Genomic DNA, 24,334 nt, shown 5'->3' with positions numbered 1-24,334 from the left:
AGAGCCTTTTAATTTAGGTTATTCGTTTATATTGTTAAATTTGGATAAACAAAAGTGAGTTGCAACACTACCTATAATGGTTGTTAATAATTCGGTAATTGGAACAGCTGCCCAAACGCCATTTACTCCAAAGATTAATCCCATCAGCACAATCATTGGTAAGAGAATGATATATCCTCGTAATAGTGAGATTGAAAAGGAAGTACTAGCAGCATTGATAGCAGTTAAGAAGAGAATTAACAGAAGATTAATTGCAGTGAATATAGCACTGGAAAAATAGATTGGCAATCCATTAGTAGCGTATTTCATCATTGTTGCTTGGTGATGAGTATTAAAAATAGAAACAACTTGAGTTCGAAATAATGTCAAAATTATGAACAAAGACAAAGAAATAATAACGGTAATTTTTAGGCCATGCCAAAATGCTTGTCGCACATTTCTATAGTGATGAGTTCCATACTCTCGACTAGCAATGGGTTGGACACCAAGAGCCACGCCGTTAGCAATTGCAATAGTGATGATTGCAATGTTTGACATAATACCATACGCTGCAATAGCATAGTTTCCTGCGAGTTTCAGTAGAACAATGTTAAAAACATAAACGCTGACGCCTGTACTGAGTTCGTTTAGAAAAGCTGCAATTCCGAGTCGAGCAGCTTGGACTATTGTCGTAAACTTTGGAAAAACCCAGTGCCATTGTAAATGACGTTTAGCAAAGTGACGATGCCTTGACAAGATACATAGCGAGCAGATAGGTGAAAAGATAGTTGCAGCAGCTGCCCCCTCCATATGTAGACCAAGACCAAAAATTAAAAACCAATCTACTATAACTACACTACTGGTGTCAATAAGCGTAGCCATCATTGTTAATGTAGGATTACCATCGTTGCGAATGAAGTTGATAGATATGTAATTACAGATCGTAAAGGGGGCTGCTATTGCCATAATTCTCACATATGGAATTGCCATCGGAATAGTCTGGGAATCGGCACCGAGAATAGCGAGCAGGGGGTGGATAAAGATATTGATTCCTAATGCAATCAGAAAGCCGATGGTTAGTGCAAAGATAATAATTTCACTATATAGTGTTTCCACTCGCTCGGGGTGGCTAATTTTATTTAACGAATAATAAGCTGCCCCGCCAACCCCTAGCAGCATCCCCAAGCAGTTAAATAAGCTAAAGAGGGGTAAGGAGAGGTTGAGGACAGCCATCCCAATCGAACCACCAGTCATGGAAATAAAAATCGTGTCGATCAGGATATAGATGGATAGCCCAACGGAAGCTGCAATGTTCCGTTTAATGTAGTGGTTGAGCTCTTTGGTAAGGGTCATTTTTTCACCGCCAATAAAAACGTATTCAGACTATTCTACCAGCGGTAATAGACGGGCGTCAATCATCGTTCGGAAAAAATCAGATGATGATTCCGTCACAGTGGTCAATTTCGTGCTGAACGATTTCTGCTACCCAGCCACTGAGTGGAAGGGTTAATTGATTCCAATCCTGGTTAAGGAAACGGACGGTGATTTTCTTGAACCGACGGGTTGACCGCTGACCAGGTAAGGAGAGGCAGCCTTCCTGTGTTTGGTACGGTTCGCTTTTGGCGATAATTTGCGGGTTGATCATTACCGTGTTAGTGATGCCCATTGTGACCGCGATGATCCGCTTTTGCTGGCCAATCATATTCGCCGCCATGCCGATACAGTTCTGCTGGTGAGCTGCCAGGGTATCCAGGAGGTCTTGTGCGATCGACAGGTCCTGGCGAGTAGCCGGTTGTGACGGCCTGCTTAATTGCTTTTGATCATGGACGATTGGTTGGATCATATTATTTACTCCTTAAAGAAAGAAGGGCCCGGTTGTGACGGGTCCTACTAGTTAATTCTTATCGTGGTGACGTTGCTTGCCAGCGTTTAACTGACGGAGATCAGGATGGTGCTCCTCATTCTTCAGCTGATCAACATTTTGCTGGTGGACAGTTGGTTGACTGGCGACCACCTTTTTTACCGGGTGGGCAGCCGCCTCTTTCTTCACCCGTTCTTTTAACCGTGGCCGGTAAGCGTTGATGAAGATAGTCTGGATGATAGCGAAGATCCCACCAATCAGGAAGTAAAACCCTAACCCGGCAGAAGCCGAAATAGAGATGAATAAAATCATGATCGGACTGAGCATCATCGCAAAGCCCATCTGCTTGCGCTGGGCTTTTGGCGTCCCCATCATCATCAGCCACGACTGAGCAAGGTAGACGACAAAGGCCAGGATGGCAACGATCATGCTTGGCTTACCTAGTGCCACGCCAAAGAAGGTGGCCTTCGCCAGGTCCGGGGAGTAGCGGATTGCATCATAAAGTCCGGTAAACACAGGGATCTGGATCAACAGCGGCAAAATTCCGATACCACCGGTTAAACTAATGTTGTTATCCCGGTATAACTGCATCATTTGCGCGCTGATTGCAGCTTGCTCTTCCTGCGTCTTAGCAGCCTTCATTTTGCGCTGAATTTCACGCATTTGCGGTTGAATCATGCTTAAGCGTTCCTGGCTGAGCGTGCTCTTCTTCATCTGGTCGATCATTAGCGGCAGCAGGATTAAACGGACAATCACCACGATGGCAACCAGTGCCCAGCCGTAATTTCCGTTAAACAGCTTGGCAAACCATTCCATCAGGTGCATCATCGGCACCCCGAAGTAGCGGTAAATAAAACCGTGGGGATGGCCATTACTCTGCTTTCCGCATCCTGCCAATAGCAGCGGCAGGATTAACAACAGTCCGAAAATGGACAGGCGACGTTTATTTTTCACAATGAATTCCTCTTTTATTGTCAATAGTAGGTAATATCATACCTTATTCAGCGCGTGATTGCTACCGTTGTCCTAGAAACGGACGGTGAAGTCCGAAAAGTGTTCCAGGGATGCCGGTTTCACATCAACGTGGTCCACCCGGGCATAAGGTGTCGGTCCGTCACACATTTTTTGGATGAAGGACTTAACGACTGCTGGTTCTCCCTGGACGGCAACAAAGACGCTCCCGTCAACGCGGTTGGCCACGTAACCAGTAACCCCCATCTCACGAGCGACCATTAATGTGGAGCCGCGGAAGCCAACGCCTTGGACACGGCCGGTAATAACTAAGTGATAATTTACCATTGTTTAAATCCTCTCTATTGATTGGTCTGAAAATGGTATAATGAACGACTGAGGTGAAAATCATGCAAGAACAGCTAACATCAATTCACAACCAGCACGTTAAGAACTGGAAAAAATTACAAACCAAGCGGTTTCGCCGGCAAACCGGCTTATACCTGCTTGATGGCTGGCACCTGGTGCAAGAAGCACTCAAGGCACACGTCCACGTCAGTCAGCTAATCGGTACTGCAGACGAACTGCAGGAGCATAGTGATATTGTATCACTGGTCGATGAAGTTTATGAAGTAACGCCGGCAATTATGAGACACATTACGCCAACGGTCACACCGCAGGGAATTGCGGCGGTGGCAGACCTGCCCGACACGCATTTTCAACCACGTGAAATCCACGGGGCCTGGTTGATGCTGGACGGGGTTCAGGATCCAGGTAATGTCGGGACAATGATCCGGACAGCAGATGCTGCCGGTTTTACTGGCGTGGTCGTTAACGATAAGACGGCGGATCTATACAGCCCGAAGGTAGTGCGGTCCATGCAGGGAAGCCAGTTTCACCTGCTGTTGGTTAACGGTGACCTTCGCAAGTGGATTGCTGACTTTCAGCAGGCCGGGGCACCCGTTTACGGGACCCAGCTTAACCCCCAAGCCAAGAACTACCGGGATGTCCACCCTGGCGAAACCTTTGCGTTGATTATGGGTAATGAAGGCAACGGGATGTCAGCCGACTTGCTGAAGCGGACCGATGATAACCTTTATATTCCGATGAAGGGTGAGGCAGAATCGCTGAACGTTGCTGTGTCGGCGGGGATTTTAATGTTTACCCTCAAGCAGTAAGGTGTGGCCACTAGCATTTCGTTATGCGAACGGGCGGCAAGATGCTATAATAAAGTAAGTAAAACCATTCAACTACGTGGCTGGTCGACGTTGTCAAAGGAGGTCGGCACTTTAAATGAAGAGTAAAAACGAATGGCGTAATGATCCTGAGTATTTGTCGATTGTGGAAGACTTACTGTCACAACCAGCGGTCAAAAAACTGGCTAACTATACTCAGCACCACCATTCCAATCGCTTGCAGCACTCAATTGCGGTTTCCTATGATAGTTACCGAATTGCCAAGAAGCTGCACCTCGATTACCGGAGCACTGCCCGGGCCGGGCTCTTGCATGATATGTTCTATTATGACTGGCGAACTACTAAGTTTGACCTTGGCACCCACGCTTTCATCCACCCACGGGTGGCCTTGCGCAACGCGGAAAAGATTACCGAGTTGAACAAGAAGGAAAAAGATATTATTTTAAAGCATATGTTTGGGGCAACGATGGCAGTGCCACGTTATCCGGAGAGTTTGATCGTTTCGTTGGTTGATGACTACGAAGCCGAACACGAATTTTTCGGACCGCTGCGGCGAATGGTTGAAGTTCAAATGAGCAAGTTAAGGCATAAACGCCACCAAAGGGGGAGATTCAATGGCTAGCACAGCAATGAAGAATGACAGCTTTACACTTTGTCCGCGTTTTGCCCATACGTTCACTATCCTTGGTAAGAAGTGGAATGGGCTAATTATTGAGGTCTTACTCAACGAGGATACCCAACGTTTCAAGGACCTTGCTGCCCACGTCAGTGAATGCAGCGACCGGGTCCTTTGCGAGCGGTTGAAGGAACTGGAAGCCGACGGGATCGTTTCACGAAATACATATCCGGGCGAAAGCCGGGTTGATTACTCTCTCACTGCAGAAGGGCGGGACCTGGCGCCAATAATGCAGGCTGTCCACCAGTGGAGCGATAAGTATTGTCAGACAAATTAATTTTTTAGGCTTGACCATCAACTTGGCCAAGCCTAAAATGTACCTATCAAGAAAAACGTTGATGAAAGCTAGTAGTTTTCTCGTTTTGTTAGGGAAGGGCGATCGCTGACTGAAAGTCGCCTGCTAAATGAGAATGCGAATTTCACTTTCGGAGTGGGAATTAATCATTCCCCGGCTGATGGCCGTTATCCATTTTGAGCGTGCGGATCAATTCCGCAAACTAGGGTGGTACCGCGAGCACTTCGTCCCTTTCGGACGAGGTGTTTTTTGTTACCCGTGATTGTAAGGAGGAATTGCCATGGGCATGAAAGAAAAATTAGCCGAACTGCGCCAGCAGGGGCTAGAAGCAATTGAACAAAGCCAGGACCTCGACAAAATTAACCAGGCCCGGGTCAAGTGGCTAGGAAAAAAGGGGCCACTAACCCAGATTCTCCGTGGGATGGGCAAACTGTCTCCGGAAGAACGGCCAGCTGTTGGGAAGTACGCTAATGACGTCCGTAACGACCTGCAAGAAGCATTGCAACGGCGAAAGCAAGAGATGGAAAAGGAACTGCTGAACGCCAAGCTAATGGCGGAAACCGTGGATGTAACCCTGCCGGGTGCGCCAGTAGCCCAGGGACAGCCTCATGTTATCCAGCAGATCATTGACCAGTTGATTGACTTGTTTGTCGGGATGGGGTACGAAGTAGCTACCGGTCCTGAAGTGGAAGAAGAAGTTTATAATTTTGAAAAACTGAACCTGCCCAAGGATCACCCGGCCCGTGATATGCAGGACACTTTCTACATTACCCCGCAGATTCTGATGCGGACACAGACCTCGCCAATGCAGGCCCGGATGATGGAAAAGCATGACTTTTCCAAGGGACCACTAAAGATGATTTCGCCAGGGAAGGTTTACCGGCGGGATACTGACGATGCGACCCACAGTCACCAATTCCACCAGTTGGAAGGACTTGTCGTGGGGGAACACGTGACGATGGCCGACCTGCGTGGCACGTTGCAGGAAGTTGGGAGAAACCTCTTTGGCGACCAGCTAAACGTTCGTCTGCGCCCGAGTTACTTCCCATTTACTGAACCGTCAGTCGAAGCTGATGTGACCTGCTTTAACTGTCTGGGAAAGGGCTGTGACATTTGCAAGGGCACTGGTTGGATTGAATGCTTGGGTGCCGGGATGGTTCACCCGAACGTTTTGAAGATGTCCGGCGTTGACCCAGAGAAGTACAGTGGCTTTGCCTTTGGTCTTGGGCCAGACCGGTTCGCCATGCTGAAGTACGGGGTGACTGATATTCGTGACTTCTACTTGAATGATATGCGTTTCTTGACCCAGTTTGACGAGAAAGGATAGGTTAAAATGAAAGTTTCATACAATTGGCTTGACCAATATCTTGATTTAAAAGCAAACAAGGTTGATCCTAACGAGCTGGCCAATAAAATTGTGCTCCAGTCGGTTGACCTGAACGGGACCTATTCACCTGCCGACGGGCTAAAGAAACTGGTGGTCGGCTATGTTGAAGATGTTCAACCACACCCGAACTCTGACCACCTCCACATTTGTCAGGTTCAAGTTAGTCCCGACGAGACCGTCCAGATTGTCTGTGGTGCGCCAAACGTTGTGGCTGGCAAAAAGGTCATTGTGGCGTTACATGGTGCAAGGATTGCCGGCAACGTGAAGATTAAGCGTGGCAAGATCCGTGGTGAGAAGTCTGACGGCATGCTGTGTGCCCTTCAGGAAATCGGCTTTTCCGACAAGGTTGCGCCGAAGGACTACGAGGAAGGAATTTGGTTCTTGCCAGATGATGCAAAAATCGGCGCACCAGTCTTCCCGTACCTGGGGATGGACGATTTCATCATCGATACTGACTTGACGCCTAACCGTGGTGACATGCTGAGCATCTACGGTAACGTGAACGACGTGGCTGCCATCCTTAACATTAAAAAGCACTTTACGAACCACGATTGCGAAGAAGATGACGACCAGCAGACTAGTGACCTGGTCAATGTCAAAATTGATGACTCACATATGGTTCCGGCCTACGAGATGCGGGTGATTAAAGACGTCAAGGTTGCTGACAGCCCGCTGTGGTTGCAGATTAAGCTGTGGAACGCAGGAGTCCGGCCAGTAAACAACGTTGTTGATATCACCAATTACATTATGCTCAAGTATGGACAACCGCTGCACAGTTTCGACTACGACAAGCTGCCAAGCACCGATATTAGTGTCCAACACCCGGCAGATGGCGAGAAGTTTACTACCCTTGACGGTCAAGAGCGTGAACTGAAGGCCACTGATATTATGGTGATGGCGGGGCAACACGCGATTGCTTTGGCCGGCACGATGGGTGGCCAGGAAACGGCCGTTGATGATCAAACAACAACGGTTGCTCTGGAATCAGCAATTTTTGACCCGGTCATGGTCCGGAAGCAAGCCCACCGTCTTAATCTGCACAGTGAAGCATCAATGCGGTTTGAACGGGGCGTCAATCCGGAAACTGTTCAGACGGCCTTAAACGAAGCGGCTTATTGGTTACAGCAACTCGCAAGCGGTAAGGTGGCCACTGGTGTCGTGGTGGGTCAAGAGCCGGACACGTCGGCCACACCGGTTACCATTTCTATTGCCAAAACCAACGAAGTTCTCGGGCTGCAGTTAACGATGGCAGAAGTTGTTTCGATCATGGACCGGCTCGACTTCCCAAGCACCCAACTTTCAGCTGACCAACTGAAAGTTGACGTGCCGGCACGGCGCTGGGACATTAGTATTCCGGCAGACCTTTACGAAGAAATTGCCCGTCTTTACGGCTACGAAAAGATTCCTGCAACCTTGCCGACGATGACCCGGAATAGCGGTGGGTTAAACAGCAAGCAACGGTTTGAAGCGGCTAGCCGGCAGGTAATGCAGGCAGCAGGTCTTAACCAGGCGATTAGTTATTCGCTGTTGACCAAGGAAAAGGCAACGCAATTTACCATTGAAAAGCCTGTTGAACCGCTGATGCTTTCTTACCCGATGAGCAGTGATCACGTGGCTGGCCGGGAGAGTATTGTCAGTGGTTTGTTAAACGACGTGGCCTACAACACTGCCCGTAAAGTAGCTAACGTTGCCTTATACGAAACTGGACGGGTCTTTATCCTGAATGGCGATCCGCGGCCAAAGGAAGAAACACACTTGGCGGGTGCCCTTTGCGGACAGTTACGAGCTAATAACTGGCATCAAAAGGATAAGGCCGTCGACTTCTTTACGATGAAGGGGATTGTTGAGCAATACCTGAAGAATGCGGCGCTGGCCGGTAAAATCACTTACGTTGCTAACCAGGATCGTGAGGGGATGCACCCGGGGCGGACAGCTGACATCTACGTTGATGACCAGTTGATTGGCTACGTCGGACAAGTACACCCGTCAACGGCAGCTTCATACAAGATTCCTGATACTTATGTCTTTGAATTAAACGAAGACTTGATCTTCGCCGCCAAGAAGCGGGACCGTCACTACCGCGTCATCAGTCGTTACCCGGCCATTACTCGTGATATTGCTTTGCTGTTGCCAAATAACATCACGAACCAGCAGGTGGTAGATCTGATTAACCAAAAGGGCGGGGCCTTCTTGAAGAAAGTGCACCTTTTCGATGTTTACGAAGGGCTTCACCTGCCAAAGGGGATGAAGTCGCTGGCCTACACGCTAACCTTCCAGGATAACGAAGGGACGCTTAAGGAAGACCAGGTCAACCAGGCCATGGAAAAGGTTGAAAGTGGATTGACCAGTCAATTTAATGCCAAGGTGCGGTAGTGAAATTAAAACATTTTTCACCCGCACAGTTGCGAAAACAGAACCGCATCGTGATAATCATTGTCATAGTGATGGTGATTGCGGCCTTGGCTGTTCGTCAGGTTTTTAACCGCAGTCTGCGACCCGTTGACGCGGATGACCATCAGCGTGTTGAGGTTGTAATTGATCGCGGTGCGACCGATAAGCAGGTTGCGGCACAACTGAAGAAAAAAGGGCTCATCAGGAGTTCACTGGTTTTCGACTACTATTTGCAGACCCATAAGTCTGACGGGGTAAAAGCAGGACGGTTTGTATTGCGGCGGTCCATGTCGACCCCTCAGCTGGTTTCGCGACTTCAAAATACGCACTACGCACATCATCGATAAAGAAGAGGGATAACAATGACAAACGATAAAAAGCGTCCGGTAATTATCGGGGTTACCGGTGGTTCCGGAAGCGGGAAGACGACCGTGGCCAAGGCCATCTATGACCGTCTTCACGGTAATTCCATCATGATCATCAACCAGGATACCTACTACAACGACCAATCTGACATGACGATGGCCGAGCGGAAGGCGGTTAACTACGACCACCCCCTCGCCTTTGACAACGATTTGATGTATAAGCAGCTTCATGACCTGCGGAATGGCAAGTCGATCGAGATGCCGGTTTACAACTATGCAGAATTTAACCGGACTCACGAAACCATTCACACTGAACCACAAGACGTCATCATTATCGAAGGGATTCTGATCCTCTACGACCAACGGCTTCGCGATTTGATGGATATTAAGGTTTATGTTGATACCGATGACGATATTCGGATTATTCGGCGGATTCAGCGGGATATGCAGGAACGCGGTCGGTCACTAGACTCGGTTATTACCCAGTATAAGAAGACAGTGAAGCCGATGTACCATCAGTTCGTTGAACCAACGAAGCGCTACGCCGACATCATTGTGCCGGAAGGTGGTCAAAATAAGGTGGCCATTGATCTCTTATCTACAAAAGTTAAGGATATCCTGGTTCAACGGGGGCACAGTGAGCTGAATAACTAAATGCTATTTACTTTCTAACAAGTTAATGGTAATGTTGCAACTGTTGAACTAACTATGAAGGAGTGTTAACCAATGGCTGAGGAAAAAAGTTTTCCGATGACGGCGGAGGGAAAAAAGAAGCTCGAAAAAGAGCTTGAAGACCTTCAACTAAAGCGTCGTCCAGAGGTCATCAAACGGATTAAAATTGCGCGGAGTTACGGGGATTTATCTGAAAACTCTGAGTACGAATCTGCTAAGGACGAGCAAGCATTTGTCGAGGGGCGGATTTCTCAAATCCAAAACATGCTGCAGTATGCAGTAATTATTGATAACGAAGATGTCGACAAGGACGAAGTGACGATGGGCCGGACCATTACCTTCCAAGAACTGCCGGACGAAGATCCAGAAGCCTATCAAATCGTCGGTGAATCTGAGTCAGATCCGCTTAACGGCAAGATTTCTAACGATTCGCCAATGGCCAAGGGGCTGATCGGTCACAAGGTCGGTGAAACCGTTGAAATTGATATTCCGAGCGGTAAAATGAAAGTTAAAATTTTGAAGGTTGAATAACCTGACAACCTAAAAACCGGATGCGAAGCGGTACTATAGCCAGCGTTTCGCATCCGGTCTTTTTTAATCTTTCTGGTCGTGCTTGGCTAGCCACCAGCAGGCAGTAAGGCTGATTAGTGAGATTACTAATGCCAGAGTGAAGAATGGCGGGCGGTAGCGGAAACTGACGTGATGGTGACCAACCGTCATTGGCACTGCAGTAAACATCCCCGCGGCCGCTTTAGTGGTAACGGTTTGTCCATCCACTTGTACCTGCCAGCCAGCCTCATTTGGAATGGTGGTCATCAGGACATCCTGAGAATTCTTGATATTGACCGTCCCAGTAATCTTGGCTGGTGAGACATGCGTCAAGTGGAGCGGGCTTTTTTGCAGCTGCGTTAATGAATGATCAAAGGCACGTTGGCTGAGCCGGTAAAGGCTGACGTTTTGACACCATAAAGCAGCGTGTTTGAGTTTGATGGTTACCCGAATGTGTTTTCCACGGTCATGATAAGCAACATTGGTAACAACCGTATTCCGAAAGTTTGGGTACTGACTGAGCCGGTGGCCGTTGAGGTAAATTGTCGCGTTGTCCTTGAGCTCATCACCGAGAGTCAAGTAGTACGAGTCGTTCGTTGTGGGGACAATGTGGAGGGTAATGCTGGCATCTTTCAGCGGGTTCAAGCGGCGAAAAATAGTTCCAGTAATTTTGTGGGCTGACTGCACGTTAGTAAACGTTACAGAATTAAAGTTTTGAACGGTAAATAGCGGGGTGGCCGCCTTGCCTGCCAAGGTCTGGAAGAGCTGTGACTGGTACATCAGTGGGTCGGCGGTGGTTTGTACCAGGTGCAGGATTTGCCGGTTTGCGGCAAAGGCAATCGGGAGGACCTTCTTGTTTTGCCAAATGTCCACCAACCCGCTACGACCAACCTTAGTCATTTGTCGCAAGTCAGGACGATTGCTGGTTAGCGGCAGGATCTGAACCTGGTCTTGTTGTCCGCCATGGCGGGCACTCATGAAGTAACGGAAGTCTAAGAGGGCGTCGGTGACCTGGGTACCGTTACTGTAAGTGACAAAACCATCTCCCTCTGGCTGGCCAATTGCTGCCATGAAATTCGGCGTTGCCGGCTTGAGGGTGGAGCCAAAGTGGTCACCGCTATTGAAACCGCCCTGGAAAGGGTCGTCTTTTGTCCGCTGGAAGGTCTTGCCCACCCGGTAAAAGTCATGAGAACCCTGCGGTAATTTGGCAACGGCCTTATCCAGTTGCTTGGTATACTCACCAAATTGCCACTGCGGGACATAGGAAAGGTTGTTGAGGCTGAGTGAAGCATTAGTACCAAGGTCCAGGCAGACAATTAACAGCATGATGCCATCGACCACTAATTGGTATTCATGATGGGGAAGCGACATCCATAACAAACTAGCGGCTAATAAACCAATCCCCATGATTAGCTGTGTCCGGCTCAGGTAGTTGACCTGTTTCAGGTGAGTAAATAGCCAGCCGTTAATTACCGCTAACAACAAGGCCAACCAGCAGGCGTCCTGCCACCGCAAACGATAGTCGCTAGTAAGTGTTTGAGCTGCCAGCCAGATAATCCAAAAACTAGCTAAGTAGGAGAAACGGGACGGGTACCAAACGGGAAACTGGCCGAGGTGCCAAATTAAATCAAGCGGCTGCCAGCAAAAGGACAGCGCAAAGAAAGCGGAGATGAGCAAGGCAGTCAGCCGACTTTGCCAGCGTTGCCGTTGATCGGTGAAAAAGAGCAGTGCACCGAGGGTGGCAATCATACCAACATAAATATTGGCCTGCCCGGTTGGCATTTGACCAAAGGTAAACGAACCCGGGACAAACTTGGCCAACAGTTTCCACGGCTGATATTCAAAGACCAGGCGCCACTTATTTTCCGTATAAGTCCCCTTGCTGGATAATAAGGTTATCACGGTTGGAATGATGACGACGGCGGCATTGGCCGCACACCAGCAGGAGACCCCGATATAGGTCGTGAGGCGTTTGAGCGCTTTTTTCCCCGGTAGCGGTCGGCTAAATAAGTACCAGCTGGTAAATAAGACGGTAAAAAGGCCCACCATCCACGCCATGTAGTAGTTATCAATGAGGCAGAAAGTCAGCCACGCCAGGTATTGCCAAGGCTGCTTGCCATCGAGAATATTGATTAGCCCGTTGATGATTGGCGGAAGAAGGAATAGAACGTCGAGCCAGAGCAGGTTGAGCTGGTTGGCGATCATCCAGCCCATCAACGAGTAAGATACCGCAAAGGCGACGGCCCGTAGCCCAGATTGCAGGCGTTGCTTTTGCAGGAACCAGGCCATGCTTAAACCAGCACAGCCATATTTCAGCAGCGTCAGTAGCAAGATGCCACTGGCAATGTGCTGTCCCGGAAAGAAGAGGAGGACGAGGTTGAGCGGACTCCAGAGATAATAAGCGTTTGTTCCCCACATCTCGCCACCCAATCCCTTAGCAAAGGAATAGAAAAAACTGGTGGGGTGGTGAAGGAGGGCACGCCGGAAGTAGGCAAAAAAGTCGACGTATTGCTGCCCCAGGTCAACAGTCAAAATGGTACCTTTTCCGAAAGGCGCCATCGAACGCGTCGCAAAATAACCACCCATAATGAAGACGGGTAGGAAAAACGCTGCGATGAGGGTAATTGCCTGTTGATGTTTTTTAATTCGATTTAACACGGGGGGACACTCCTTTGGTTGTTTCACCAGCCCATTATAAACTATCTATGGTTAAATTTCGTTAAATTGTAGTGGTAGTAGTTTTCAAGAGCAGCAGACAAGCGTATTATCAATTAGTCAGTGGGCGTCATTTTGTGACGATCTACTCTAACTTTGGTACAATAGTAAATACTATGGCTAAGGAGAATTAGTGAAGTGGATTTCATGAAGCGGTTCAAGGCCTGGCTAAAAGGGCCCCGTGGTGATCACAAACGGCAAACGCACAAGTCAATTATCGGTTCACGGCTTAATTTTTTGCTGTGGGCAGTCGGAATCCTCTTGTTGCTGTTAGCAGCAAGACTTTTTAACTTGCAGGTGTTGAATAGTGGTGCTTATAAGGCAGAAGTTAAACGGTCTGATACCTCTATTCAAACGAATAACGTTCAGCGAGGGATGATTTACGATTCCCGGGGGAAAGTCCTGGTTGGCAATGAAGCCCACCAGGCAATTACCTATACCAAGGGGCCAAACGTCAGCACGGATGACATTTACCGAATTGCCAACCGGTTGGGCAAGTACGTCAGTGTTCCTGATAACCGGCTGACCAAACGGAATGAAATGGATTACTATCTTGCTGACCAAGACAACCTTAAAGAAGTGGAAAAGCACGTCCACGTGCCGAAAAACACAACTGATACTGACGCCACCTATAATGCAGCGCTTGACTATCTTGCAAAACACCCGTCTGTTTATAAACTGACCGCGGCCCAGAAAAATAAGGCAAAGATTTACGCGGCGATGAGTGGTGCTTACTCGCTGTCGACGACGTATATTAAGGAAAACCACGTCTCGGCCCGCGAACTGGCCCGCGTTGGGGAGCACCTCAACGAGATGCCTGGAGTAAAGATTGGGAAGTCGTGGTCACGGAACTACCCGCAAGGCAAGGACATCCAATCGCTGACCGGGACGGTGACGACCACTAAAACTGGTTTGCCAAGCGACTCGGTAAATAGCCTGTTATCCCAGGGTTACTCACGGAATGACTCTGTGGGTCGTTCTTACCTGGAAAAGGAATACCAGGCCACACTGGCAGGTTCCAAGTCGCAAACGGAAGTAACCACTTCTGGCGGTGATGTGACGAAGGAAGTTACCAAATATGCCGGTAAGAAAGGGTCCAACCTGGTGCTGTCGATTAATGCTGAGTTACAAAAGCAGGTCCAAAGCATCATCGAAAAGAACTATTCGTCGGCTGGGATTAGTTATTCAACTGGATGTTATGCCGTTGTTATGAACCCGCATACCGGGGCTATCCTGGCTATGGCTGGAATTGATCGTAACCCGGATACGGGGAAAATTACCACTGACCAGATCGGGGCAATTAACCACCCAATCGTTATGGGGTCAGTGGTCAAGGGTGCCACTATCATGGGAGGTCTCATGAGCGGGGTCATTACACCAACGAACAACACCCTAACTGACCAGCCAATCCGCTTGGCTGGTACTAGTGTGAAGGCTTCCTGGTTTAACAAGTCCGGGAGTGCGTCGATGGCGGTTAGTGCCCCGGTCGCACTGGAAGTCTCGTCAAACTCGTACATGATGCAACTGGCGATGAAGGAAGCCGGTTTCAAGTACTCCCCAGGTGAGGCACTGACAATGTCCACTAAGGCCTTTACGAAATTGCGGTATTACTTCAACATGTTTGGCTTGGGGCAGAAGACGGGCATTGACCTGCCAGGAGAAGTCAGTGGGGTCAAGGGTCCATCCACCCAGTCCCACATCGGGTCAGCACTTGACTTGTCGTACGGGAACTACGACGCCTATACGGTTATCCAGTTGGCACAATACATGTCAACGATTGCCAATGGCGGATACCGGATGAGGCCTTACGTTGTGCAGCAAATTCGCGGAACCAACAAGAACGGTCAACTAGGCAAGGTTGAATACACGGCTAGTCCGCAGGTTCAACAGGTCATTCCGGCAAGCAAGGAAGACTTTGATGTGATCCACCAGGGACTCTACCTCGTTACCCACGGGAGCAGCCCTTACGTGACTGCCAAGAAGCTGAGCGATGCCAAGCCGTCGATTTCCGGGAAGACCGGGACGGCCGAAACCTTCTACAAGAAGACGCCAACCAGCACGATTAGTTTCGCTGGTTACTCGCCGTCAAACGACCCGCAAGTAGTGGTGGCCCTGGCTATTCCTGATGTTACCAACGAAAACGGTGGGGCCAACATCAACATGGCGCAGCAGATCTTTGAGGCTTACTGGAAGACGGTCCAGAGTCCAAAGAAGTATGAATAAGCCGTCACTTGTCAAAGCTGGCTGATGATGATATAGTAAACAGGCTAGCTTTTCGAAAAGCATTATCAATTTATGAAAGTTTGGAGGTTGCAACCATGCGTGTGAACATTACTCTAGAGTGCACTTCATGCCACGAACGGACTTACTTAACCAGCAAGAACCGTCGTCACAATCCTGACCGGCTCGAACTGAACAAGTACTGCCCACGTGAGCGTAAGGTTACCCTGCACCGCGAAACCAAGTAATTGGTAAAAAACGGTTGGGGACAACCACAGAGCCGTTTGGCAATTCGTTGGAATTGCTAAGCGGCTTCTTTTGTCTGTTAACAATGGAGGAGTAAGCAGAAATGACATATTCGAAAAAGGAATTACGGCAGGCCTTTATTTCTCGTTTGCGGCAAATGGACCTGCAAACCAAGAAAAAACAGGAAGCCTCACTCCGTGAACAGCTCTATATTTTGCCAGAATGGACGAGTGCGAAGATCATTGCGACTACCTTAAGCATGTCTTTTGAGCTTGACACTCAGCCGCTGATTATTCATGCACAGCATAAGGGCAAAGAGGTTGTCGTCCCCCGCGTCACTGGCAAGCGGCAGATGGAATTGGTCCGGCTGACGGAGCAAACACAGTTCCAACAAAGTGCCTTTGGTGTGCTCGAACCGGTTGACGATGAAGTAGTCAGCCTTGATCAGATCGACTTGATGGTTGTTCCTGGCGTTGCTTTCACCAGGTCAGGTAAACGGTTGGGCTTTGGCGGTGGCTTTTACGACACCTGTTTAGCCAAGTTTCACCAATCCACGGTTTCGCTGGCGTTGCGACCACAAATGGCCGATGAAGATGAGTGGGAAAGTCAGCCCCATGATCAGCGAGTGGGCCGCGTTTTGATGGTTGGTGATGGTCAGTGAACTTCTCCTGGCGAAAAGCACCGGTGACGACAGTCATCATCGTTGCCTGCATCTTGGTCTTTATCCTGATGACGTTAGCGGGCGGTTCGACTAGCACGGGAGTGTTATTGTCATTTGGCGCCAACAACGGTGCACTAGTCCGTGCTGGGCAGTACTGGCGGCTGCTGACAGCGGGATTCTTGCATATTGGTTTTAGCCACCTGCTGATTAACTGTCTGACGTTGTACTTCATTGGCTTTTATGACGAGGTCTTGTTTGGTCACTGGCGGGTCGCCGTGATTTTTCTTATCAGTACCATTTATGGCAACCTGTTGAGCGTAGCAAGCTCACCAAACGAAGTTGGCGCTGGAGCCAGCACCGGAATTTTTGGCCTGTTCGGTGCCTTTATCATGTTGGGCATCGTTTTTCACGAGAATGCCGCATTGCGCGCGGTTAGTCGCCAGTTTATTGTCCTAGTTGTTTTTAATTTAATTGCTGACGTTTTTATGCCTGGTGTTGATTTGGCAGGGCACGCCGGTGGACTGCTGGCCGGCTTTTTAACGTCATCTGTGATTGGTGCACCGCAAGTTGGGAAAATAGGCTTGATTAAGCGTTTTCTCAGTGGCATTATATTAGTTATAATCATTGGCTTAACTGCTGAAATGGGGTTGCGATAATGATCGATAATAATCAGCATTTGCGGACCTATTATGATGTTTTACAGTTATTGAAGAAATTCGATGTATACATCTACGTTGGCCGACGCTTATATGATATTGAGTTAGCTGCGTTAGAGCTTGATCACTTGGCGCAAGCAGGAGTAATTGATCAGCAGACCTACCTCCAAGCAAAGATTGTTTTGCGGGCGGAACACCACCGGCAGGAAGTAGCCGATAGAAAAAAAGCACAGAAGGGGTAATTTGAATTATGGGCAAAAAGTTAATCGGAGTTGACCTTGGTGGGACAACTATTAAGTTTGCCATTCTCACAGCTGAGGGTGAAATTCAACAAAAGTGGTCGGTACGCACCAACGTTTTGGATGACGGATCGCATATTGTGCCGGACATTATCGAGTCGATCAACCACCATATTGACCTCTACAAGATGAGCCGGGAAGACTTCATTGGTATCGGCATGGGCACCCCAGGAACGGTTGACCGCGAGAAGGGCACCGTTATTGGCGCCTACAACCTTGGCTGGAAAGTTCTCCAACCGGTAAAAGAACAAATCGAAAAAGGAACGGGCCTGCCGTTCTCATTGGATAATGACGCCAACGTGGCGGCGCTTGGTGAACAATGGAAGGGTGCCGGCGATGAAGGGGATGACGTTGCCTTTATCACGCTGGGCACCGGTGTTGGTGGTGGTGTCATCACTAACGGAGAAATGGTTCACGGCTTCGGTGGTGCTGGTGGTGAAATTGGCCACATCAACGTTGAACCAAGCGGCTACTTGTGCACGTGTGGCAATCACGGCTGCTTAGAGCAGTACGCTTCTGCCACCGGAATTGTCCACGTTGCTGAAGATAAGGCTGAACAATACGAGGGCGATAGTCAATTGAAGGCCATGATTGATAACGGTGACCAAGTAACTGCTAAGGCCGTGTTTGACCTGGCGAAGGAACATGACTACTTGGCCAATATGGTCGTGGATGATGTTTGCCGCTACCTGGGTATTGCTTGTGCTAACGTCTCCAATATTTTGAACCCCCAGTACCTGGTCATCGGTGGTGGGGTTTCAGCCGCGGGTGAATTCCTGCTAGAACGGGTAAAGAAGTCGTTTTTGAAGTACGCCTTCCCAACCGTTCGTACTTCTACCCAGCTGAAGTTAGCAAAGTTGGGTAATGATGCGGGGGTTATTGGCGCAGCATCGTTAGCAAGAAAGTTTATTTAAGCAAGACGGAGGAGAGAGACATTGGTTTTAGGATCAGTCACTAGTGTTATTACGAATATTTGTTGGGTTATCATCGCTTTTGCCATTGTCTGGGCTGTGACCTGGGCGGTTAACCGTTACCGGATGCACCACTACGCAACGGTACTTGATGAAGAGAAATTTCAAGCTGGGATGCGCAAGGCCCAAGTTATCGACGTGCGGTCAGGTGCCGACTTTAAGAAGGGGCACATTCTGGGGGCACGGAGCTTGCCTTATGCTTTCTTGCGCCAGCAGTATGGTGAAATTCGGCCCGACTTGCCGGTATACCTCTACGATGCCGGGACTTCTGTTTCTGCCCAGGCAGCGAAGTTTCTTTCCAAGAAAGGTTTTAAGAAACTTTACATCTTGAATGGTGGGTACCTGAACTGGCATGGAAAGACCAAGAAAGATAAGTACGCGGACTAATTCGCTTGGTAAAAAACAAAGATCTCTAGCGTTCGGCATTCTCGAATACTAGAGATCTTTTGTGTTTAGCTGACCTTGCCACAAAAGCGTGGAAAGGCTCCTTGTTATTGTGTTAGTTTGGGGGTTAGCCCTGGTGAGCTGACCGGCCTTTACGGATGGCTGCCCGCCGGTTTTCGTCAAAGCGTTCCTCTTGTTCTTCAACGGGTTTAATAACGTTTTGGTGGAAGGCAAATACACCACTAGCGACAGCGGTCAGCGTGGCAAACGTCCCCAGGAAAAATCCCTTTGCAAATTTACCCATAAATATAACCTCCTTTGGTCTTACCTATATTATGATAGATAATGATTGATTTTACAATGTTGACGGTCAAATCTTTTAACGAGCTGGTGATACGATGAAAAAAGTGATTGCAATTGTGGGACCAACAGCGGTTGGCAAAACAGCGCTATCCATTAGGCTGGCAAAAAAACTGAATGGTGAAGTGATCTCAGGAGACTCCATGCAGGTGTACCGGCACCTCGACATCGGGACTGCTAAGGTGACTCCCGAAGAGCAGGCGGGGATTTCCCACCACTTGATTAATATTCGCGACGTTGACCAACGTTTTTCGGCAGCCGACTTTCAGTCCTTAGCGGGAGAACAGGTTAATGAAATAGTGCAGCGCAATCATCTGCCGCTAGTAGTCGGCGGGACTGGTTTTTATATTTCGGCCCTCGTTAACAACCTCGCACTTGGTGGTGACCACTTTAGTGAACAATCTGCCAAGTTGCGCCAGTACTGGGAAGAAGTCGTGCAGCAAGCGGGAAAGCAGGCAGTATGGCAGCAATTGGCACAAAAAGACCCGGTCGCCGCTCAGCAGATCCCTGTTAATAATGTACGGCGAGTCATCCGCGCGCTAGAGGTTATTCAGACCACTGGTCAGCTTTTTTCGCAGCAGCCCGCGCGTCAGTCCATTGCTGACTTTTTGCTGATTGGCCTTAATACCGACCGTCAGGTACTATACCAACGAATCAATCAACGGGTTGACCAGATGGTTGCTGCTGGTCTCGTTGACGAGGCACGGTGGCTTTATGATGCGGGGGGAGAGGACTTCCAATCAGGGAAGGGGATTGGCTATCGTGAGCTTTTCCCTTATTTTCGTGGGGAATATGATTTATCGGCTGCAATTAACCAGGTTAAGTTAGACTCACGTCACTATGCCAAACGACAGCTCACGTGGTTTCGCAATAAGTTAACCGTTCATTGGTTTGACCTGGTTAGTGGTAAAGATAGTTTTGAAGATATCGAAGATTTTGCCCGTGAGTGGTTAACAAAGTAAACTTGCAACCGCTTGCGTCCTATATTGTTGACAAACCTGCCTGCACCAATTGACTTTTAAAAACGATGTTGCTAACCTCAATAGCAGTGAATGGTTCAAGCATTCCAGCCAAAGAGGTTGATCATTAGACTTGAACTAGGAACTTGTTGGTCAAAAAGTGTCTTATTTCGTATGATGTTGAACAGTGCTGCGAAGGGAAGGTTCAATAATGTCAAAACACGTATATACCAAGAGTGAAGTTCACCAGTTGGTTAAGGATGAAAACGTACATTTTCTCCGGTTAATGTTTTCTGACTTGCTGGGAACGATGAAGAGCGTTGATATCCCGGTAAGCCAACTCGATAAGTTACTAGAAAACAAGATCATGTTTGATGGTTCTTCCATCGATGGCTTTGTCCGGATTGAGGAAAGTGATATGTACCTCTATCCTGATAACTCGACCTGGCTGGTCTTTCCGTGGGGAGCGGAACACGGTAAAGTCGCACGGGTGATTTGCAGTGTGCATAAAACTGATGGGACGCCTTTCGCTGGTGACCCGCGAAACGTTCTCAAGCAGCAAATTAAGAAGATGACTGATGCTGGATTTACTAGCTTTAACATCGGTCCAGAACCAGAATTTTTCCTGTTTAAGACTGATGAACATGGGGAACCAACCTTTAACGTCAACGACCAGGAAAGCTATTTCGATATGGAACCAGCCGATAGTGGTGAAGACTGCCGCCGCGACATTGTCCTGATCTTGGAAAAGATGGGCTTTAGCGTGGAAGCGAGCCACCACGAAGTTGCGCCTGGACAACACGAAATTGACTTTAAGTACGCGGATGCTCTGGAAGCGGCTGACAATATCCAAACTTTCAAGTTTGTTGTCAAGACAATTGCTAAACAGCACGGCCTTCATGCGACCTTCATGCCAAAGCCGTTATCCGGTATCAATGGCTCGGGGATGCACATGAACATGTCCCTCTTTGACCAACAAGGAAAGAACGCCTTTTACGACGCTAACGATAAGATGCAGCTATCAGCGACTGCTTACCACTTCCTGGCGGGGCTGCTGAAACATGTCCGCAGTTTGACGGCCATTTGCGACCCGACTGTGAACTCTTATAAACGGCTGGTTCCGGGATACGAGGCCCCGGTTTACGTTGCTTGGTCAGCCTCTAACAGGTCACCGCTGGTACGGATTCCGAGTGATCGGGGAATGGGAACCCGGCTAGAATTACGGTCGGTTGATCCGTCGGCTAACCCGTACCTAGCAACGGCGACGATCCTGGCAGCTGGCCTTGATGGGCTGAAAAACAAGCTGACGCCAATGCCAAGCGTTGATGAAAACATTTACCAAATGAGCGAAGAAGAACGTTTGGAAAAGGGAATTGACAACCTGCCAGACACTCTCCACAACGCGCTGAAGGACTTAAAGACCGATGCGGTGGTTCGTGACGCCCTCGGTGAACATCTCTTTGCTAGTTTCTATGAGGCCAAGACTCGTGAGTACGATACTTACCGCCAACAGGTATCTGACTGGGAACGGACGAAATACATGTCGCAGTACTAACAAAGTCTTAACCGCTTGTCACAGTTGATGAGGCGGCATTGTACTAGAGCACAAATAAAATACCCCGAGTTACCAATCAGTGGCAACTCGGGATTTATTTTTCCAACAAAAAAAGAGCCCTACCAAGGGACTCTTTTTAATGGTTTAAGTTCACAAATCATTATTCTGAAAGTTTCCGGGCGTCAGCGGCAATCTTTGCAAAGCCTGAGCCATCTGGCTTCTTGCTACCACGCTTTTCCATGGCCTTACGAGCCATTTCCTTACGTTCTTGCTTGCTTAATTTACGTGCCATTACTAGTTCGCCTCTTTTCGAAACTCACACGTTGAATAACACACAAATGTGTTACATTCAACGATTTAATTATACCGCTAAGTTGGTAAAAAGCAAATTCTGAGACAAGTTATTAAAAAAGCTAAACGTTCCTTGTTCTTGTTATCCAGTCACAAAATAATTTGATAAAATATTAAAGAAATGACTAAATTGCGAGGAGAGATTGCAATGTCAAAAGAGGAGTTGTCACGCGGCGCACAAGACATTAGTCAAGTAATCAACCGTCAGATTTCATCCAAAATAGAATATTTACAGGGAATTAAAGAATCCATTGAGAGTCATAATGATCGTCGGGTATTTCAGTTACTTGATAACCGCCGCTATGCAGCAGAAATTGAGCACCGGGAGCAGCAACCGAACAACCAGGACGTGATGAACTTGGTTGACGACTTGGCTGACCAACTGAGCACTTATCTCAGCGCAAACCTGATCGACTACTTAGGGCATGCTTACCCGTTCTTCTATTACGAAGAATATCAAACTGGGCACTTCCGCATCTACTTTGGTAATTGGTGGGACCGGCGTCAATTTGGTGAACTAGATGTTTTAAACCTGCGTTTTGTTTTTAACCAGGACGAATACAAGAAACTGTCACGGGCGTTTGAATTGCAGCAAAGCGGGAAACGTTATAACAGTGTCCGCATTGATGAATTGTCCAACGAAAATGACCGTTTGCAGGATTTGCTGGACCATTCTAGGGAACGCGAGCAAAAGCGCAATCGCCTGCAAGAGCAGCTGCGTGACGCTAATTCTCATGGTGGGCTTTTTGAGTCAAGTAAGGCGAAGGAAAGCCGTCAGGAATTAGTTGATCAGCTGGGCCAAGTTGAAGATGAGGCCAAGCAAGCGGAAAACGCGGCCGAAAAGATTAAGGAAAACGAAAAGACGGTCCTCGAACTGTCCAAGGAAAATACGATTCTGAGTTATGAGATGAAGAGTATTACGGATACTTTTGGCGGTTTTGAAGAATTCGAGCTGGCTAACCGCAAGTTGTACGCAGATTACCTGAAGCACTTAAGTACTTTGACTGATGGAAAGCAGGTGACATCCGATGAGCAGTAATGAACGGGTTGTCTCCAACACCATTAACCAGGTCGCAGCACTGAGTAATTCCATTAAGGAAGGACTTGAACTTGGCCAGCAATACACCTCGCTTGTGGATGAATTAATCAGCACCACGGATGACGAAAAATTGCTGCTAGCAACGAAACGGTTATCCTCACTGGATTTGACTAACGCCTTTGTGCAATTACCACAACATTATCAGGTGGCAGACTACTTCTTGTTAATGATGGACCGTTTGCTAACGCTGCACCAGATCGAAGGATTCGAGATTTTTGAAGACCATGACCACCAGTTAACCGCGACTATCCACCCGTTTGAAAAGCAAGTGACGTTTGCCTTTGCTTTCGACGATGAACACCAGGGGGCTTTCTTTAACGAAGGGGCTAGTCAAGAATCATTATTCTTCATCGATCTTGATAATCGTCAGTTACGCTTCTCTAATCATGCACTGGTAGACTTTTTTGTTGAAAACGAATTCCAACACTTTAGCGACCTGGACTTGCAGGAGGCGGTGAAACCACTTGTCGATTTTGCCAACCTCTTGAAGACCCAGCTAGGGTTCAAGATTGATCTGGGCATTTTAAATCCAACTAATGCTTACAACGTTCGTCTCGCCAAGCCGACGATGGATCTTACGATGATCGATAAACTCTTCGTTTCGACTGCCGACAGCCAGTACATGCTCTTTACCCTGCCTCATAAGAACGGTGCATTATTGAAACTGGATGCTGGCATTCAATTGCGAATTTTCTACGATCAGGAAAGCTATAGCCATGAATGGTTCTACAACGTCACTGATCCAGATGACCAGGTTTCGTTGTTTGACTTGTTAATTCATTATCCGCTATTGCGGGAATGGTACCTGGCAAACCGCGACGATGTGGCAGTACGGTCACTACCGTTGATTTTGCAGAGTGTGACTGATGAACGGCCAACCGATGGGCAATTAACCAGCAGTCGGGAGGAGGAAGCTGATGATCAAGATTAACCTTACCTCCTTATTACAGCAGGTGATAGCTCACGATTGGCAGGTAATGGACAACTTAAGCGATGAGGTTGCTCCGTTGGGTGCTGATGGCCGTCTTGATAACACGATGACCAGTTTGCTTGTTGCGTTTTCGAAGACGGCAATGGTGGATGATTGGTTTGCAAAGATCAATCAGCCGGTGAAAGAGCAGTCAGCTATTGACCGTTCGCAACTGTTGATGAACTACTGTCAGACCTTGAACCTCTTTTTGCTGTGGAGCGCTAAGCGGCAGTGGACTCACTTGGTTGTGTTAAGCGATGATGACTGGCAACGGCTTAGTGATGCCAAGGTAGCCGCCAAGGTGACAGATAAGAATAAGGAATATCTGGCGGTTATCCGCTTGCTTGGCAATGTTCAATTTAGTCACCAGCAGGAGTCGTTTCGCCATGCCTGGCACTTGTTTTTGAAAATGGGTCTCGTTGACTGGCAATTGACACCCGCAGAAATTAGTACAACTTGCCAACAATTGATGAAATTGTAAACTTTTTGTAAAGAAACGGTTTTTCACTTCAGTGAGCATTGTTGTCACACTATAATGTCGCTATCATAAAAGTATAGTCATTGAA

The 24,334-nt window shown here is 48.2% G+C and carries 27 protein-coding genes and 1 other annotated feature; of the genes, 20 read left to right on the top strand and 7 right to left on the bottom strand.

Annotation, left to right across the window (positions count from 1 at the left end; genetic code table 11):
- Positions 1-18: 18 nt before the first annotated feature.
- From C1710_RS00490 to C1710_RS00475, 4 genes are all read right to left on the bottom strand, one after another.
- On the bottom strand, positions 19-1,332 hold the full coding sequence (locus C1710_RS00490) for an MATE family efflux transporter (RefSeq protein WP_102278873.1): 1,314 nt from the start codon (positions 1,330-1,332) through the stop codon (positions 19-21).
- Between the two features lie 79 nt (positions 1,333-1,411).
- Entirely contained in the window at positions 1,412-1,822 is a 411-nt protein-coding gene (locus C1710_RS00485; protein WP_102278870.1) for a peptide deformylase, read from the bottom strand.
- Between the two features lie 51 nt (positions 1,823-1,873).
- Positions 1,874-2,794, bottom strand: coding sequence for a membrane protein insertase YidC (yidC, locus tag C1710_RS00480; RefSeq protein WP_102278867.1), 921 nt, complete (start codon positions 2,792-2,794; stop codon positions 1,874-1,876).
- 72 nt (positions 2,795-2,866) lie between these two features.
- Positions 2,867-3,139, bottom strand: coding sequence for an acylphosphatase (locus C1710_RS00475; protein WP_102278865.1), 273 nt, complete (start codon positions 3,137-3,139; stop codon positions 2,867-2,869).
- A 62-nt stretch (positions 3,140-3,201) separates the two neighbouring features.
- On the opposite strand from C1710_RS00475, the gene C1710_RS00470 reads away from it, so the two are divergent.
- The 8 genes from C1710_RS00470 to greA all read left to right on the top strand — a co-directional run bounded on the left by C1710_RS00470 (position 3,202) and on the right by greA (position 10,304).
- Entirely contained in the window at positions 3,202-3,969 is a 768-nt protein-coding gene (locus C1710_RS00470; protein WP_102278863.1) for a TrmH family RNA methyltransferase, read from the top strand.
- 115 nt (positions 3,970-4,084) lie between these two features.
- A complete protein-coding gene (locus C1710_RS00465; RefSeq protein WP_102278861.1) occupies positions 4,085-4,609 on the top strand; it encodes an HD domain-containing protein in 525 nt (174 codons plus the stop codon).
- Positions 4,602-4,940, top strand: a complete 339-nt coding sequence (locus tag C1710_RS00460; RefSeq protein WP_102278859.1) for a winged helix-turn-helix transcriptional regulator — start codon at positions 4,602-4,604, stop codon at positions 4,938-4,940. The genes C1710_RS00465 and C1710_RS00460 overlap by 8 nt, the downstream gene beginning before the upstream one ends.
- A gap of 49 nt (positions 4,941-4,989) precedes the next feature.
- Positions 4,990-5,193: a binding site (T-box leader), on the top strand.
- Positions 5,194-5,238: 45 nt separating this feature from the next.
- A complete protein-coding gene (gene pheS, locus C1710_RS00455; protein WP_102278856.1) occupies positions 5,239-6,285 on the top strand; it encodes a phenylalanine--tRNA ligase subunit alpha in 1,047 nt (348 codons plus the stop codon).
- 6 nt (positions 6,286-6,291) lie between these two features.
- Positions 6,292-8,718, top strand: a complete 2,427-nt coding sequence (gene pheT, locus C1710_RS00450) for a phenylalanine--tRNA ligase subunit beta (RefSeq protein WP_102278854.1) — start codon at positions 6,292-6,294, stop codon at positions 8,716-8,718.
- Positions 8,718-9,083 (top strand): endolytic transglycosylase MltG, encoded by a 366-nt coding sequence (locus tag C1710_RS00445; protein WP_235857934.1) that lies wholly within the window; start codon positions 8,718-8,720, stop codon positions 9,081-9,083. The genes pheT and C1710_RS00445 overlap by 1 nt, the downstream gene beginning before the upstream one ends.
- Positions 9,084-9,098: 15 nt before the next feature.
- Positions 9,099-9,755, top strand: a complete 657-nt coding sequence (gene udk / locus C1710_RS00440) for a uridine kinase (RefSeq protein ID WP_102278852.1) — start codon at positions 9,099-9,101, stop codon at positions 9,753-9,755.
- Between the two features lie 72 nt (positions 9,756-9,827).
- A complete protein-coding gene (gene greA / locus C1710_RS00435; RefSeq protein WP_102278850.1) occupies positions 9,828-10,304 on the top strand; it encodes a transcription elongation factor GreA in 477 nt (158 codons plus the stop codon).
- 63 nt (positions 10,305-10,367) lie between these two features.
- Here greA and C1710_RS00430 read toward each other — a convergent pair whose 3' ends face one another.
- On the bottom strand, positions 10,368-12,980 hold the full coding sequence (locus C1710_RS00430) for a YfhO family protein (RefSeq protein ID WP_102278848.1): 2,613 nt from the start codon (positions 12,978-12,980) through the stop codon (positions 10,368-10,370).
- A gap of 204 nt (positions 12,981-13,184) precedes the next feature.
- On the opposite strand from C1710_RS00430, the gene C1710_RS00425 reads away from it, so the two are divergent.
- The 7 genes from C1710_RS00425 to C1710_RS00395 all read left to right on the top strand — a co-directional run bounded on the left by C1710_RS00425 (position 13,185) and on the right by C1710_RS00395 (position 18,477).
- The gene (locus C1710_RS00425; RefSeq protein ID WP_102281679.1) at positions 13,185-15,260 is read left to right on the top strand and encodes a peptidoglycan D,D-transpeptidase FtsI family protein; all 2,076 of its coding nucleotides are present in this window, start codon (positions 13,185-13,187) and stop codon (positions 15,258-15,260) included.
- A 95-nt stretch (positions 15,261-15,355) separates the two neighbouring features.
- Complete coding sequence (gene rpmG / locus C1710_RS00420; protein WP_047768829.1) at positions 15,356-15,505, top strand: 50S ribosomal protein L33; 150 nt, start codon at positions 15,356-15,358, stop codon at positions 15,503-15,505.
- A 101-nt stretch (positions 15,506-15,606) separates the two neighbouring features.
- Positions 15,607-16,164 (top strand): 5-formyltetrahydrofolate cyclo-ligase, encoded by a 558-nt coding sequence (locus tag C1710_RS00415; RefSeq protein ID WP_102278846.1) that lies wholly within the window; start codon positions 15,607-15,609, stop codon positions 16,162-16,164.
- Positions 16,161-16,820, top strand: coding sequence for a rhomboid family intramembrane serine protease (locus tag C1710_RS00410; RefSeq protein WP_180961261.1), 660 nt, complete (start codon positions 16,161-16,163; stop codon positions 16,818-16,820). Before C1710_RS00415 ends, C1710_RS00410 begins: the two co-directional genes overlap by 4 nt.
- Positions 16,820-17,062, top strand: a complete 243-nt coding sequence (locus C1710_RS00405) for a YqgQ family protein (RefSeq protein WP_102278843.1) — start codon at positions 16,820-16,822, stop codon at positions 17,060-17,062. The genes C1710_RS00410 and C1710_RS00405 overlap by 1 nt, the downstream gene beginning before the upstream one ends.
- 8 nt (positions 17,063-17,070) lie before the next feature.
- Positions 17,071-18,033 (top strand): ROK family glucokinase, encoded by a 963-nt coding sequence (locus C1710_RS00400; RefSeq protein ID WP_102278840.1) that lies wholly within the window; start codon positions 17,071-17,073, stop codon positions 18,031-18,033.
- 21 nt (positions 18,034-18,054) lie between these two features.
- Positions 18,055-18,477 carry a rhodanese-like domain-containing protein gene (locus tag C1710_RS00395; RefSeq protein ID WP_180961260.1) on the top strand — a complete coding sequence of 141 codons (423 nt, stop codon included), beginning with the start codon at positions 18,055-18,057 and terminating at the stop codon, positions 18,475-18,477.
- Between the two features lie 124 nt (positions 18,478-18,601).
- Here the strand turns inward: C1710_RS00395 and C1710_RS00390 are convergent, their stop codons facing one another.
- Positions 18,602-18,778: a DUF3042 family protein gene (locus C1710_RS00390; RefSeq protein ID WP_102278838.1), complete on the bottom strand. Its 177-nt coding sequence runs from the start codon at positions 18,776-18,778 to the stop codon at positions 18,602-18,604.
- A gap of 94 nt (positions 18,779-18,872) precedes the next feature.
- On the opposite strand from C1710_RS00390, the gene miaA reads away from it, so the two are divergent.
- Complete coding sequence (miaA, locus tag C1710_RS00385) at positions 18,873-19,796, top strand: tRNA (adenosine(37)-N6)-dimethylallyltransferase MiaA (protein WP_102278836.1); 924 nt, start codon at positions 18,873-18,875, stop codon at positions 19,794-19,796.
- Positions 19,797-20,004: 208 nt separating this feature from the next.
- The gene (gene glnA / locus C1710_RS00380) at positions 20,005-21,348 is read left to right on the top strand and encodes a type I glutamate--ammonia ligase (protein ID WP_102278834.1); all 1,344 of its coding nucleotides are present in this window, start codon (positions 20,005-20,007) and stop codon (positions 21,346-21,348) included.
- A 160-nt stretch (positions 21,349-21,508) separates the two neighbouring features.
- On the opposite strand, the gene C1710_RS08410 is transcribed toward glnA, so the two are convergent.
- On the bottom strand, positions 21,509-21,640 hold the full coding sequence (locus C1710_RS08410) for a hypothetical protein (protein ID WP_268874798.1): 132 nt from the start codon (positions 21,638-21,640) through the stop codon (positions 21,509-21,511).
- Positions 21,641-21,847: 207 nt separating this feature from the next.
- Between C1710_RS08410 and C1710_RS00375 the strand changes: the two genes are divergently transcribed.
- From C1710_RS00375 to C1710_RS00365, 3 genes are read left to right on the top strand one after another with little or no spacing between them, the layout of a single operon-like run.
- Positions 21,848-22,738 carry an exonuclease SbcC gene (locus tag C1710_RS00375; RefSeq protein ID WP_102278831.1) on the top strand — a complete coding sequence of 297 codons (891 nt, stop codon included), beginning with the start codon at positions 21,848-21,850 and terminating at the stop codon, positions 22,736-22,738.
- The gene (locus tag C1710_RS00370; protein ID WP_102278829.1) at positions 22,728-23,729 is read left to right on the top strand and encodes a hypothetical protein; all 1,002 of its coding nucleotides are present in this window, start codon (positions 22,728-22,730) and stop codon (positions 23,727-23,729) included. The genes C1710_RS00375 and C1710_RS00370 overlap by 11 nt, the downstream gene beginning before the upstream one ends.
- Positions 23,716-24,249, top strand: coding sequence for a hypothetical protein (locus C1710_RS00365; protein ID WP_102278826.1), 534 nt, complete (start codon positions 23,716-23,718; stop codon positions 24,247-24,249). The genes C1710_RS00370 and C1710_RS00365 overlap by 14 nt, the downstream gene beginning before the upstream one ends.
- The last annotated feature ends 85 nt before the right edge of the window (positions 24,250-24,334 follow it).

The organism is [Lactobacillus] timonensis (assembly GCF_900240275.1).
Lineage (GTDB): Bacteria > Bacillota > Bacilli > Lactobacillales > Lactobacillaceae > Limosilactobacillus > Limosilactobacillus timonensis.
The sequence above is the reverse complement of the archived record's forward strand: the minus strand, read 5'-3'. Positions and strand labels throughout refer to the sequence as shown.

Bases quoted from the DNA above. Each gene is read 5' to 3' on its own strand.
- C1710_RS00405 (WP_102278843.1), top strand. From the start codon at position 16,820: ATGATCGATAATAATCAGCATTTGCGGACCTATTATGATGTTTTACAG.
- C1710_RS00365 (WP_102278826.1), top strand. From the start codon at position 23,716: ATGATCAAGATTAACCTTACCTCCTTATTACAGCAGGTGATAGCTCAC.
- miaA (WP_102278836.1), top strand. From the start codon at position 18,873: ATGAAAAAAGTGATTGCAATTGTGGGACCAACAGCGGTTGGCAAAACA.
- C1710_RS00425 (WP_102281679.1), top strand. From the start codon at position 13,185: ATGAAGCGGTTCAAGGCCTGGCTAAAAGGGCCCCGTGGTGATCACAAA.
- C1710_RS00370 (WP_102278829.1), top strand. From the start codon at position 22,728: ATGAGCAGTAATGAACGGGTTGTCTCCAACACCATTAACCAGGTCGCA.
- C1710_RS00375 (WP_102278831.1), top strand. From the start codon at position 21,848: ATGTCAAAAGAGGAGTTGTCACGCGGCGCACAAGACATTAGTCAAGTA.
- udk (WP_102278852.1), top strand. From the start codon at position 9,099: ATGACAAACGATAAAAAGCGTCCGGTAATTATCGGGGTTACCGGTGGT.
- glnA (WP_102278834.1), top strand. From the start codon at position 20,005: ATGTCAAAACACGTATATACCAAGAGTGAAGTTCACCAGTTGGTTAAG.
- pheS (WP_102278856.1), top strand. From the start codon at position 5,239: ATGGGCATGAAAGAAAAATTAGCCGAACTGCGCCAGCAGGGGCTAGAA.
- C1710_RS00460 (WP_102278859.1), top strand. From the start codon at position 4,602: ATGGCTAGCACAGCAATGAAGAATGACAGCTTTACACTTTGTCCGCGT.
- rpmG (WP_047768829.1), top strand. From the start codon at position 15,356: ATGCGTGTGAACATTACTCTAGAGTGCACTTCATGCCACGAACGGACT.
- C1710_RS00485 (WP_102278870.1), bottom strand. From the start codon at position 1,822: ATGATCCAACCAATCGTCCATGATCAAAAGCAATTAAGCAGGCCGTCA.
- C1710_RS00475 (WP_102278865.1), bottom strand. From the start codon at position 3,139: ATGGTAAATTATCACTTAGTTATTACCGGCCGTGTCCAAGGCGTTGGC.
- C1710_RS00400 (WP_102278840.1), top strand. From the start codon at position 17,071: ATGGGCAAAAAGTTAATCGGAGTTGACCTTGGTGGGACAACTATTAAG.
- C1710_RS08410 (WP_268874798.1), bottom strand. From the start codon at position 21,640: ATGGCACGTAAATTAAGCAAGCAAGAACGTAAGGAAATGGCTCGTAAG.
- greA (WP_102278850.1), top strand. From the start codon at position 9,828: ATGGCTGAGGAAAAAAGTTTTCCGATGACGGCGGAGGGAAAAAAGAAG.
- C1710_RS00465 (WP_102278861.1), top strand. From the start codon at position 4,085: ATGAAGAGTAAAAACGAATGGCGTAATGATCCTGAGTATTTGTCGATT.
- C1710_RS00415 (WP_102278846.1), top strand. From the start codon at position 15,607: ATGACATATTCGAAAAAGGAATTACGGCAGGCCTTTATTTCTCGTTTG.
- C1710_RS00390 (WP_102278838.1), bottom strand. From the start codon at position 18,778: ATGGGTAAATTTGCAAAGGGATTTTTCCTGGGGACGTTTGCCACGCTG.
- C1710_RS00470 (WP_102278863.1), top strand. From the start codon at position 3,202: ATGCAAGAACAGCTAACATCAATTCACAACCAGCACGTTAAGAACTGG.
- C1710_RS00490 (WP_102278873.1), bottom strand. From the start codon at position 1,332: ATGACCCTTACCAAAGAGCTCAACCACTACATTAAACGGAACATTGCA.
- pheT (WP_102278854.1), top strand. From the start codon at position 6,292: ATGAAAGTTTCATACAATTGGCTTGACCAATATCTTGATTTAAAAGCA.